Consider the following 12,153-nt stretch of genomic DNA (forward strand, 5'->3'; position numbering starts at 1 on the left):
TGATAATCTTGGTGATCTTGGATGAAAAATAACAAATTTGTTGCGATCTATCAGGACATTGCCGACCAAATTCAAAGCGGCGCTATTAAACCAGGAACGAAGCTACTTTCTGAACATGAGCTTGGAGAAAAGTATGATGCTTCAAGAGAAACGATCCGGAAAGCATTAAATTTACTGTCTCAAAATGGGTACATTCAAAAGGTCCGTGGCAAAGGATCCATAGTATTAGACGTAAGCAAACTTAATTTTCCTGTTTCCGGCCTGATCAGTTTTAAAGAGCTCGCCGGGAAAATGGGAAAAAAATCGCGAACGATCGTTGAGGAACTCCATCTTATAAAACCTGATGACTACTTAAGAGCACAGTTAAACGCAACAACGAAAGATGAGATATGGAAAGTCGTCCGGGTCAGGGAAATTGATGGCGAAAAAATTATTTTAGATAAAGATTTTTTTAACAAAAGGTGGGTTCCTTCTTTAACAAAGGAGATTTGTGAAGACTCCATCTATGAATATCTTGAAAACGAGTTAGGGATTCATATTAGCTTCGCCAAAAAAGAAATCATCGTGGAAGAACCGACGGAAGAAGACAAAAAACACCTCGACTTAGAGGGGTTCCACAATGTAGTCATCGTCAAAAACCATGTTTATTTAGACGATGCCAGCATCTTTCAATATACGGAATCGAGGCATCGGCCGGATAAGTTTCGTTTTGTCAATTTTGCAAGAAGAAGTTTATAGGGCGTCAAACATCCAACCTTATGAATCGGGTTGGATGTTTTTATGTTCAAAAGTGAACAAATCCATGATATACTTCTTCACAATAGTCATTTTATTCAAACGGCGAGGATGGAAAACGCACCAGACTAAGAAGGAGAGTACAGCAGATGAAAGTTGCTTATTTAGGACCAAAAGGAACATTTTCGGAGGAAGCCGCCCATCGATATTTTACAGAAGATTCGGTTGAATGGCATATGAGTGATTCGGTTTTGGACGTGATGGAGGCGGTTTGTGAGGGGACCGTTGATAAAGGAATTGTCCCGATCGAAAATTCCATTGAAGGCACGATTACAATGACCGTAGATGGCCTTTTAACATATGATTTGTTTATTGAAGGAGAAGTGGTACTGCCTGTCGCACTTCATTTATTGACGAACGAAGGAGCGGTTCTTCGTGATCTTCAGGAAGTGTGGTCGATACCGCCAGCTTTAGCCCAATGCAGAAACTATACGAGAAAGCTCGGGGTGAAGTACAGGCAGTTTGACAGTACGGCATCAGCCGCAGAAGCGGTTAAACATTCAGGGAAGACAGATGTTGCGGCCGTCGCCTCAGAATGGGCCGCGAAAGCCTTTGGATTAGAAGTGCTTGAAAGAAACATCCAGGACAATTCTGTCAATCATACGCGTTTCGTCATTGTCTCGAAAAACCTTAACGCCCAGGAGGCTAACGGCAAAACGATGCTGCTAGTGACGCCTAAAGAAGAGCAAGTTGGTGTACTCTCAACCATATTAAACGTATTTTCCGCGCTCAGCATTAATTTAACCTGGATTGAATCCCGGCCGACAAAGAAGAAATTAGGCACGTACCAGTTTTTCTTAGAAGCGGAAGCAGGTGTAACGGGCCGTTCGCTGAACAAGGCGATAACGATTTTACAAACACTCGAACACGACGTCCGCATACTAGGAAGCTTCACAACAACAAGACTAAACTAAAAGCCCTGTCCAACTAAGGCAGGGCTTTTAGCCGCTGATTTTCTTCTCATAAAGGGAAATTATTAATTTCCTATACGAAGAAGATAATTGGAAGCAGCTATTCGCCGATTCCGGCTCATCTAACCTCTAACTTCGGACCTTCTTACAAATTGGCGAAGCAAATTTGTTCCAATAGGACGTTTGGCTCATTTTTAGCAAAAGGGGGGTACTAGAAAAAGATAGTACTATTTAATTTGATTTTTCTATGTTATCTTAACTAAGTAAATGATCTGATCAGATGTTTTTGAAAACCACTTCTGGAAATAAAGTTTAGAATTTGCAAATTCAAGTTTCAATTTTTGTGCACAAGGGTATTTATGAACTGTTAAAACAGTTAAATAAAAGTTTTGGAGGTTAACATGTTAAAAAGAGCTGTAATTGCAGGGGTTTTTTCGATGGGGTTAATTTTGTCCGGATGCGGGCAAAAAGCAGAACAATCTTCAGGCGGAGCGAAGGAGCAAAAAGTAACGGCTGAACAAGTTCTTGAGAAAACGACAAAGGCCTCAGCGAACATTAAAAACTATGAAATGGACGCTGATATGAACGTTGAGATGAACGCAGAAGGGCATACGATGAAAATGCCGACGAAAATTAATGCCCAAATGGCAACGGAGCCATTATTAGTTCATCAAAAGATGGATACAGAAGACAAAGGCCAACCGGTAAGTGTAGAAATGTACATTACGAAAGATGAAGCATATATGAATCAAGGTGGACAATGGATCAAAATGCCAAATCAGGGACCCATGGATTTATCAAAAGCGACTGAGAACATGAGTCCGGCGAAAAAAATGGAGCAAATGAAGAAATTTGTGAAAGATTTATCACTGAAGGACAAAGGAGATACGTATGAATTAAAGATGTCCGGTAAAGGTGATGAAATTAAAGAATTTGCAAAAGAAATGATGGCGCAAAATATGAACCCGCAATCGGCACAGGCCATCGAACAATCTTTAAATAACATGAAAATTAGCGATTTAAAGTACACGCTTACGATCGACAAAAAGACAAATTATCCAAAACAGCTTTTACTTGACATGAACATGGAGATTAAAGAAGGCAGCCATACAGCGGAAATGAAGTTGCATATGGATAGCACAATGAGCAAATTTAATAAAGTAAAAGATCTTGCCATCCCCGAAAATGTAAAAAAAGCGGCAAAAGAAGTGAAGACGCAATAAAAAGGAACGGACTGATCCGTTCTTTTTTATTGCGATGATGAATGGCGGATTAATCAAGAAAGCTTTTCATCGTTTCGTAGCTCATCGGTCCGATATATTTATGTTTGATCTTTCCTTTTTGATCAATAATGTAGGTTGTTGGGATCGTAAACGCTTTATACATTTCACCGACACGTCCGTTTTTGTCAAGCAGCACCGGAAAGGTTATTCCATTTTCTTTTGCAAAATCGGCCGCGTTTTGTGTGGAATCACTAGACGTTAAGTTCACCGCGACAATTTCCACCTTTTTGCCTCCGTAATTTTTATAAAAGCGTTCCATCTCCGGCATTTCAGCGCGGCACGGTCCGCACCATGACGCCCATAAATTGAGAAATACCGTTTTCCCTTTAAAGTCAGACAATGTAACCTTTTTCCCTTGCAACGTAGTTAATGTGAAATCTGGCGCGAGATTACCCTGCCCGATCCCAGTAGTGGCAATGGCTACAGGCGGCTTTTCATGCGCTCCGGCAAAACGATCCACAATCGGGTAAATAAAAGCAAGAACGAGCACGCTCGCAATAAGTGCGGAAAAGTTGTACAGCTTTTTTGTAAATAAAAAAGCGGTGATTGCCAGAAATGAGAAGGCAAGCAAAAGATGGTTCACCGATAAATGGAGAAAATAGGACATCAATTCATAAAAGAAGAAAAAGCTCAATCCCCATGTAAGAGCCCCGTAAAGGAGCGGAATCGCTTCAAGACGATACCGTTTTACAAAATAAAAGCAATAACAGGCGCTAACGAGTCCCCCGAAAATCAGTCCGATGCTGCCACCATGAAAATAAAGAATGGTAATGGGGGAATGAATAGAAACAAGCGGATGGATCAATATGTAGCTTAGCTTCCATGTTAAAACGCCAATCATCGCCCCATTCAGCAAAAGGTTAAGAATCGTTTTTGCATCCCTGTGCCGGATAAGGCGGAAATACATCACGCAAAAGGAAAAAGCGGCACTAAATGCGATCATGACCCAGCTCCATTTGACATTCAAGAAACCAAAATGAAAATATTCATCCACTCTTCTCGCCCCTTTCTTATTGTCCTTTGTACTAACTTATCGTGTAACGTCCATTATATTCGTAAAAAGAAAAGCCATCTTTTTTATAAGATGACTTTCGCATACTACAATAAATAAAACCCAACACCCATAATGACATAGGCCGCAAGCAAGGTCAGTCCTTCAAACCAATTGGTATCCCCATCATTGATAAGCGCGTTTGTCAAGAAGACTGCAAGCACCATCGCAACGAGTTCAGGCAGGGAAAAGACGAGCGACATATGATCGGCAAAGGCAGTTGAGACTAAAACGAGCACAGGAGCGACAAACATAGCGATTTGCAGCGTCGATCCGACCGCAATTTCAACAGCGACACCAATTTTGTTTTTATAGGCCATAATGATCGCAGAAGCATGTTCCGCCGCATTCCCGACGATGGCGACAATGATCACCCCGATGAATACTTCACTCCAGCCAAGCGTTTTCCCGACTTCAGAAAAGGTATGGACAAGCTTTTCTGAGACAAAGGCAACAGCGACGGTCGCGAGCGCCAGGATAAGGAGCGCTTTCCCCTTTGACCATTCAGCTGTTTCTTCCTCTTCGTGTACTTGCGCTTCAGCATCGTTGCTGTAGATGCCGCGATGGGTCACTAATTTAAAGAAAAGTGCGGCAAGATAAAGAATAATCATGATAATCGATACCCAGACACTGAGCGTAAACGATTCGCCCTTTTCAAGTTTGAGCGAAAAGACCTCAGGAAAAATAAAGGAAACGACAATGGCGAAAATCAATAAACCGGCATTGTGCCTGGCATCATGAATATTAAACCGTTGCCGTTTATATTTCAGTCCGCCAACGAAAAAGGAAAGCCCGCCTACTAAAAGCAAGTTTCCAACGACAGAACCGGTAAGCGAAGCCAAAACGACGGAAATCAGTCCAGCTTTCAAAGAGAAAATTGAAATGATCAACTCAACGGCATTCCCAAACGTCGCATTAAGTAATCCGCCGATTCGAGGGCCGGCGACAATCGCAAGACTTTCGGTCGCTCTCCCCATATAGGAAGCGAGTGCGACGATCGTAAGACAGTAAATGACGAACATGAGGACGGCCGACCAGTGCATAAGACTCCCGATAATTGACAGCGGCAGTCCGATGACAATGGCAATAAAAAAGATTTTGTTTACCAACAACATTCTTCCTTTCTATGTATCCTATTCTTACTTTACCCAAAAACAGACTCTCTAACGTATTTTACTGTTTAATTTTGGGATGGACAAGATAAAATCGTCCAAAATTGCGTTGAAACTGTTGACGAAATGGCAAAAGGCATGTAGACTAATCTTTATTATATTTTACTATATTAGCATATTAGCAAACTAAAGGATGCGAAGGTGTGAACATGTCAAAACCGTTTGTTTTTGAAAAGCCAATCGGCATGCGGGATACGCTGCCGCCATTATATGAAACAAGACGAAACTTGCGCGAACGGATGATGAACGAAATTCGCCTCTGGGGTTATGAACTTATTCAAACACCGACATTGGAATATTATGACACAGTCGGCGAGAAGTCGGCGATTTTAGATCGGCAATTGTTTAAATTGTTAGATATGGACGGACAAACACTCGTGCTCAGGCCGGATATGACAGCTCCGATCGCAAGAGTCATCTCTTCGACAATGAAACAAATCCCTTATCCGATTCGGCTTGCCTATCATTCCTCCGTATTTCGCGCCCAACAGCGTGAAGGGGGGCGTCCGGCTGAATTCGAACAAGTCGGCGTCGAATTGATCGGAGACGGAACGACGAGTGCGGATGCCGAAGTCATTGCGCTTATGATATCGGCGTTAAAAGAAGCGGGGCTGACAGATTTTAAAATCGCAATTGGACATATTGGCGTGATCGATGAATTGTTCAAAGCTTCGCTGCGACAGGAAGATGAAAGAAAAGAGCTTCGCCGCTATTTATATGAAAAAAATTATGTTGGCTACCTTCAATTGATAAGAAAACTCTCTTTAAGAGCGGACGATTCAAATCGTTTAAAAGAACTCCTGCACCTCAGGGGGAATCGTGAAGTATTGCAAAAGGCAGAACAAATTGTCTCTACGGAAAAAGGGCAAAAAGCGCTTAAAGAACTCGGGCACCTGCTTGACGTGCTCGACGTGCATGGGGTAAAGGACTATATTACATTCGACTTTACCTTAATCAGTCATATGCATTATTACACGGGCATTGTATTTGAAGGATATACGAGCGGTTTCGGGTTTCCGATCGCAAGCGGCGGACGTTATGACCAATTGCTTAAGGAGTTCGGCCGCAGCGGGGATGCGATTGGATTCGGCGTCCATTTAGATGATTTGACGGAAGCGCTAAATGTAATACAAGACGATCAAGTCGAAGTGTGCATCATTTACAGTAAAGAGAAACGAAACCAGGCAATCAAGATGGCTGAAGAAAAGCGGAAAGAAGGCAAGAAGACCGTTTTGCAAGAATTCTCAAGCATTGGGAATGTTGAACGCTTTGCGAGCCGTTTTCAACATGTCATATATGTCGTAGGAGAAAAAGGAGGGGGGGATACTCATGGCTGACTGGTTGACAGTGGCGATGCCAAAAGGACGCATTTTTCATGAAGCAGTAGAATTGCTTAGAAAAGCAGATTATCCGCTTCCTCCCGAATTCGAAGATTCGAGAAAATTGATCATTGAAATCGAAGAGGCGAAGATGCGGTTTATTTTAGCAAAGCCGATGGATGTTCCGACTTATGTCGAGCATGGAGTAGCGGATATCGGGATCGCCGGAAAAGATGTCATGCTGGAAGAAGAACGTGTTGTCTATGAAGTTCTCGATTTGAACATTAGTGAGTGCCATCTTGCCGTTGCCGGCCTGGCAGGTGCAGAAAGGAAATCATTTGCGCCAAAAATCGCGACGAAATATCCGAACGTCGCCGCCAAATATTTTCGCGAACAAGGGGAGCAGGTGGAAATTATCCATTTAAATGGCTCGATCGAACTTGCTCCGATGATTGGGCTTGCCGATCGAATTGTCGACATCGTTTCAACGGGACGGACGCTAAAAGAAAACGGATTGGTCGAACTAGAAAACATTATGACGATTACATCAAGGCTTATCGTAAATCCGGCAAGCTACCGGATGAAGGCGGAAATGATTGATGAGCTTGTTGAGCGGCTGAAAAACGTCGTTGCATGGAAGGGGGAAGCAACCGGTGAAGATTTCTCGCTTAACCGATAGTCTATCGTTAAAACGCGATATCGATACAAATACGGCAAAAGAAAGAGAAGCCGTTCTTCATATTCTTGATCAAGTGAAAAAGCAAGGGGATGCGGCACTGTATGAATTGACGGAGAAATTTGACGGTGTTCGTTTGGATGATTTGCTCGTCAGCCAGGAGGAGATTCGCCGGGCCTATGAAGAGATCAATCCTTCTCTCATCGAATGCATTAAAGAAGCGGCAGCCAATATACGATTTTATCATGAGCAGCAAAAACGTCAATCATGGTTTATTACGAAAGAAGATGGAACGCTTCTCGGGCAAAAAGTGACCCCTCTTGATTCAGTAGGCGTTTATGTGCCCGGAGGAACAGCGGCTTATCCGTCATCCGTATTAATGGGCGTCATACCGGCAGTAGTGGCGGGTGTGACGAACATCGCTTTAACGACGCCCCCCGGGAACGATGGGCGTGTATCCGCCGGCGTGATCGTTGCTGCAGTTGAGAGCGGCGCAACATCGATTTATAAAGTGGGCGGCGCACAGGCGGTCGCGGCACTCGCTTTTGGCACGGAAAGCATTAAAGCCGTTGACAAAATTGTCGGTCCCGGAAACATCTATGTGGCATTAGCTAAACGGGAAGTGTTCGGGACAGTCGATATTGATATGATCGCAGGGCCAAGCGAAATCGCGGTCCTTGCCGATAGCAGCGCTAACCCCGTCTATGTTGCGGCAGACTTGCTTTCACAGGCGGAACACGATCCACGCGCCGCTAGCGTCCTTGTGACAACTTCGGAAAAATTGGCGAAAGAAGTGGCGGAAGAAGTCGAACGCCAGCTTTCTACGTTGCCGCGTAAGGACATTGCACGCCAGGCGATTGAAAACTATGGGGCCATTTATATTGCTGAAACACTGGAAGAAGGCATCAGCGCGATTAACGATATTGCGCCGGAGCATCTTGAAATTATGACAGAAGAGCCGCATGAAGTGCTTGGTGCGATTAAGCATGCCGGCGCCATTTTTCTTGGCAAGTATAGCTCGGAGCCGGTCGGCGATTATTTTGCCGGAAGCAACCACGTCTTGCCGACGAGCGGCACGGCCCGTTTTTCAAGCCCGCTTTCTGTTGATGATTACGTGAAGAAATCAAGCGTCATCGGCTACAGCAGACAAGCGTTAATGGAAAATGGGAAAAAAATTACGGCGCTTGCGCGATTAGAAGGACTGGAAGCCCACGCTCGGGCCATTGATGTAAGGCTTGGAGGGAACGTTGATGAGTAACCGCACGTATTCACTGGAACGAAATACGAAAGAAACGCAAATCGCCCTTACGTTTTCCGTTGATGGGGATGGAAAAGGCGAAATTGACACGCCGGTTCCGTTTTTGAATCATATGCTGGACGCGTTCTCACGCCATGGCTTATTTGATTTGACCGTCAAAGCGGCGGGCGATACGGAAATTGATGACCACCATACGACAGAAGACGTCGGCATCTGTCTTGGACAGGCCATTCTTCACGCGCTCGGCGACAAAAAAGGAATCAAGCGCTACGGAAACGGTTTTGTCCCGATGGATGAGACGCTCGCGCAAGTCGCCATCGATTTAAGCAACCGCCCTCACCTGGAATTTCGGGCGGAGTTTCCATCACCAAAAGTCGGAACATTCGATACCGAATTAGTGCACGAATTTTTTTGGAAACTGGCGCTTGAAGCACGGATGAATTTGCATGTGATCGTTCATTACGGCAGAAACACACACCATATGATTGAAGCGATTTTCAAGGCGTTTGCCAGAGCATTGGATGAAGCAACGATGATTGATCCTCGCGTAAAAGGGGTTCCTTCGACGAAAGGGATGTTATAACTATGATTGGCATTATCGATTATGGAATGGGCAATCTCCATTCGGTCAGCTCCGCATTAAAAAGGCTTGAATATCCGTATGTTGTGTCTGAAAAACATGAAGAATTGGCCCGGGCGAAAGGGTTGCTCTTGCCGGGAGTTGGCGCCTTTAAGGATGCAATGCATTCCTTGACCGAATCCGGGTTAAAGGCGTTTATTTTAGAGGAAGTCGAAAAGGGCAAGCCGCTTCTTGGCATTTGCCTCGGCATGCAGCTTTTATTTGAAGAGAGTGAGGAAAACGGACTGACGGCAGGACTATCGCTCCTTCCCGGAAAGGTCGAACGTTTTAAAGGAAAAACGGAGGCCGGAAAGACGTATAAAGTCCCTCATATGGGCTGGAATAAGCTGACGTTTCATCAAGAGAGCCCATTGCTGGAAAACGTTGAGGAAGGCTATGTTTATTTTGTTCACTCGTATGTTGTGAAAACGAACGAGCGGGCGATTTTGCTTGCGACAGCTGACTATGATGTACAAGTGCCTGCGGTTGTCGGGCGAGGAACCATTTTTGGAACGCAATTTCACCCGGAAAAAAGCTCAACGGTTGGCATGAGCATATTGCGCAACTTCTGTGAGATGGTGGAGGAGAAAACATCATGAGTACATTTACAATTTATCCGGCAATTGACATGCGCGGCGGAAAGTGTGTCCGCCTGCTGCAAGGAAATTATGAGAACGAAACGGTTTATGGCGATTCCCCGTTTTTAATGGCGAAACAGTTTGCGGATAGCGGCGCCGAATGGATTCATATGGTCGATCTTGACGGGGCGAAGGCGGGAAAAAAAATAAACAATGAACACGTCCTTCGTGTCGCAAAAGAGCTTTCCGTCAAGGTGCAAGTCGGCGGGGGCATTCGCTCTGCTGAAGATGTCGCCTATTACCTGGAAAACGGCGTCGATCGCGTCATTTTAGGGAGCGCGGCCATTTCGAACCCTTCTTTCGTCAAGAACATGTTGAACGAACATAAAGAAAATATTGCAATCGGGATTGATGCAAGAGGAGGTTTTGTCGCGACAGAAGGATGGCTCAACACATCGGAAGTAAAAGCGACGGATTTAGCGCTGCAATTGGCTGAAGCCGGTGCACAGGTGTTTATTTTCACGGACATTTCAAAAGATGGGACATTGTCTGGTCCGAATGTTGAAGCGATCGGCGAACTCGCGGAGCTGACTGGCAAGGAAGTGATCGCCTCGGGCGGAGTTAGCTCGCTTGCCGATCTTGAAGAATTAAAAAGCGATTCGCGCCAGATCGCGGGGGCCATTATCGGCAAAGCCCTTTATACCGGGCAATTTTCATTAGAAGATGCGCTAAAGAAGGTGAAGCAATGCTGACAAAGCGAATCATTCCGTGCCTCGACGTAAAAGACGGGAGAGTCGTTAAGGGCATCCAATTTTTAAATTTGACGGACGCCGGGGACCCGGTTGAATTGGCCGCTTTTTATGATAAAGAAGGGGCGGACGAACTTGTCTTCCTTGATATTTCCGCTTCCCACGAAGGGCGGCAGACGATGGTCGAAGTCGTCGAGCGCGTGGCGGCTGAGCTGGCGATCCCGTTTACGGTCGGCGGCGGCATTAATTCCCTTGACGATATGAAGCGCGTTCTTCGCGCCGGAGCCGATAAAGTTTCAGTCAATACGGCGGCTCTTCTTCGCCCGGAATTGATTACGGAAGGCGCCGATTACTTTGGCTCTCAATGCATCGTCACCGCCATTGATGCAAAATTCGACGACGGGTTCGGTTCATGGCGCGTCTATACCCATGGCGGGCGAAAGCCGACCGATTGGGAAGCCGTCGCCTGGGCGAAAGAGGCGGTCAAAAGGGGTGCCGGCGAAATTTTATTGACGAGCATGGATCAAGATGGAGAAAAGACGGGATTTAATATTGCGCTGACGAAAGCGGTAAGCGAAGTAGTAACTGTTCCTGTTATCGCTTCAGGCGGAGCGGGCAGCGCGGAACACTTTTACGAGGCATTTGTTGAAGGAAAGGCGGACGCCGGGCTCGCCGCAAGTATTTTTCATTATAAAGAAACATCGATACGGGAAGTAAAGGCGTTTTTGCAGAAGAAGGGTGTGGAAGTAAGGTGAATATGGCAGAACTTAAGTTTGACGAAAATGGACTCATCCCGGCCATTGTCCAGGATATCCAAAGCAAAGAAGTGCTGACACTTGCTTACATGAATGAAGAATCGTTACAACAAACGTTAGAAACAAGGGAAACGGTGTTTTTTAGCCGCTCACGAAAGCAGCTTTGGCATAAAGGAGAGACATCAGGCAATACGCAAAAAGTGATCGACATTCGCTTTGATTGCGACAAAGACGCGCTTGTCGTCCTCGTCGAACCACAGGGGCCGGCATGTCATACCGGGGAATACAGCTGTTTCTCTAACTCGCTTTTAATAGATGCCCCGATATCCAATTCGGCTGGCCGGTATGCGATTTTCAGCGAGCTTCAAGCTGTGATCGCAAAAAGAGAAGCGGAACGTCCGGAAGGTGCCTACACGACGTATTTATTTGAAAAAGGCGTCGATAAAATTTTGAAAAAAGTCGGGGAAGAAGCGAGCGAAGTTATTATCGCCGCAAAAAACAGGGACAAGGAAGAGCTGAAATGGGAAGTCGCCGACTTGTTTTACCACGTCCTCGTCCTTTTGCAAGAGCAAAAGCTCCCGTTGGATGAGATCCTTGCCGTCCTCGATGAGCGCCATAAGAAAAAATCGGAAGAAGCTTGATCAGAAGAAGCCGTTGACATCAATTGCCAGCGGCTTTTTTTATGAAACTACCATAATTGGAATTCGCTATCCGCCGATTCCGACAAATCTAACGTCTCATTTCTCACTTTCGAATAAAGTTGCGAAGCCATTGCTTGTCGGGTAACGACGGCAGAGGCTAGTTTTTCCCGACCTGGACCACGGATTTGTTCATTAGGAGTAAAGTAGTTTAAAGGACATTTTTCGCGTGAAGGGGTAGGGGTTGGATTCGCACTTGAGAGCCGACCTATTGGACATTTTTTAAGTCAAGGAGCCTGAAAATGTCCTAGAGAGGCGTTCTCACGGACAAAATTCACGCCAGGAGAGT

The 12,153-nt window shown here is 45.3% G+C and carries 13 protein-coding genes; 11 read left to right on the forward strand and 2 right to left on the reverse strand.

Annotation, left to right across the window (positions count from 1 at the left end):
• Positions 1–21 precede the first annotated feature (21 nt).
• From treR to H538_RS0115420, 3 genes are all read left to right on the forward strand, one after another.
• Positions 22–738 carry a trehalose operon repressor gene (treR, locus tag H538_RS0115410; RefSeq protein WP_026678372.1) on the forward strand — a complete coding sequence of 239 codons (717 nt, stop codon included), beginning with the start codon at positions 22–24 and terminating at the stop codon, positions 736–738.
• A 146-nt stretch (positions 739–884) separates the two neighbouring features.
• Positions 885–1,709 carry a prephenate dehydratase gene (pheA, locus tag H538_RS0115415; RefSeq protein ID WP_026678373.1) on the forward strand — a complete coding sequence of 275 codons (825 nt, stop codon included), beginning with the start codon at positions 885–887 and terminating at the stop codon, positions 1,707–1,709.
• Positions 1,710–2,107: 398 nt separating this feature from the next.
• A complete protein-coding gene (locus H538_RS0115420; RefSeq protein ID WP_026678374.1) occupies positions 2,108–2,929 on the forward strand; it encodes a DUF6612 family protein in 822 nt (273 codons plus the stop codon).
• A gap of 49 nt (positions 2,930–2,978) precedes the next feature.
• Here the strand turns inward: H538_RS0115420 and H538_RS25145 are convergent, their stop codons facing one another.
• Positions 2,979–3,983, reverse strand: a complete 1,005-nt coding sequence (locus H538_RS25145) for a TlpA disulfide reductase family protein (RefSeq protein ID WP_051291511.1) — start codon at positions 3,981–3,983, stop codon at positions 2,979–2,981.
• 104 nt (positions 3,984–4,087) lie between these two features.
• A complete protein-coding gene (gene cax / locus H538_RS0115430; RefSeq protein ID WP_026678375.1) occupies positions 4,088–5,149 on the reverse strand; it encodes a calcium/proton exchanger in 1,062 nt (353 codons plus the stop codon).
• A 212-nt stretch (positions 5,150–5,361) separates the two neighbouring features.
• Here cax and H538_RS0115435 point away from each other — a divergent pair, with 212 nt between their 5' ends.
• Genes H538_RS0115435 through hisIE form a run of 8 tightly spaced genes read left to right on the forward strand, consistent with a single transcriptional unit; the run spans position 5,362 to position 11,807 of the window.
• Complete coding sequence (locus tag H538_RS0115435) at positions 5,362–6,549, forward strand: ATP phosphoribosyltransferase regulatory subunit (protein ID WP_026678376.1); 1,188 nt, start codon at positions 5,362–5,364, stop codon at positions 6,547–6,549.
• On the forward strand, positions 6,542–7,210 hold the full coding sequence (gene hisG, locus H538_RS0115440) for an ATP phosphoribosyltransferase (RefSeq protein ID WP_026678377.1): 669 nt from the start codon (positions 6,542–6,544) through the stop codon (positions 7,208–7,210). The genes H538_RS0115435 and hisG overlap by 8 nt, the downstream gene beginning before the upstream one ends.
• The gene (gene hisD / locus H538_RS0115445) at positions 7,185–8,465 is read left to right on the forward strand and encodes a histidinol dehydrogenase (protein WP_026678378.1); all 1,281 of its coding nucleotides are present in this window, start codon (positions 7,185–7,187) and stop codon (positions 8,463–8,465) included. Before hisG ends, hisD begins: the two co-directional genes overlap by 26 nt.
• The gene (gene hisB / locus H538_RS0115450; RefSeq protein ID WP_026678379.1) at positions 8,458–9,048 is read left to right on the forward strand and encodes an imidazoleglycerol-phosphate dehydratase HisB; all 591 of its coding nucleotides are present in this window, start codon (positions 8,458–8,460) and stop codon (positions 9,046–9,048) included. The genes hisD and hisB overlap by 8 nt, the downstream gene beginning before the upstream one ends.
• 2 nt (positions 9,049–9,050) lie before the next feature.
• Complete coding sequence (hisH, locus tag H538_RS0115455; RefSeq protein ID WP_026678380.1) at positions 9,051–9,683, forward strand: imidazole glycerol phosphate synthase subunit HisH; 633 nt, start codon at positions 9,051–9,053, stop codon at positions 9,681–9,683.
• Positions 9,680–10,414 carry a 1-(5-phosphoribosyl)-5-[(5-phosphoribosylamino)methylideneamino]imidazole-4-carboxamide isomerase gene (gene hisA / locus H538_RS0115460; protein ID WP_026678381.1) on the forward strand — a complete coding sequence of 245 codons (735 nt, stop codon included), beginning with the start codon at positions 9,680–9,682 and terminating at the stop codon, positions 10,412–10,414. The genes hisH and hisA overlap by 4 nt, the downstream gene beginning before the upstream one ends.
• Positions 10,408–11,166: an imidazole glycerol phosphate synthase subunit HisF gene (hisF, locus tag H538_RS0115465; protein WP_026678382.1), complete on the forward strand. Its 759-nt coding sequence runs from the start codon at positions 10,408–10,410 to the stop codon at positions 11,164–11,166. The genes hisA and hisF overlap by 7 nt, the downstream gene beginning before the upstream one ends.
• A 2-nt stretch (positions 11,167–11,168) precedes the next feature.
• The gene (hisIE, locus tag H538_RS0115470) at positions 11,169–11,807 is read left to right on the forward strand and encodes a bifunctional phosphoribosyl-AMP cyclohydrolase/phosphoribosyl-ATP diphosphatase HisIE (protein ID WP_035351093.1); all 639 of its coding nucleotides are present in this window, start codon (positions 11,169–11,171) and stop codon (positions 11,805–11,807) included.
• Positions 11,808–12,153: the final 346 nt, after the last annotated feature.

The sequence above is a fragment of the Fictibacillus gelatini DSM 15865 genome (assembly GCF_000430745.1).
GTDB classification, from domain to species: domain Bacteria; phylum Bacillota; class Bacilli; order Bacillales; family Fictibacillaceae; genus Fictibacillus_A; species Fictibacillus_A gelatini.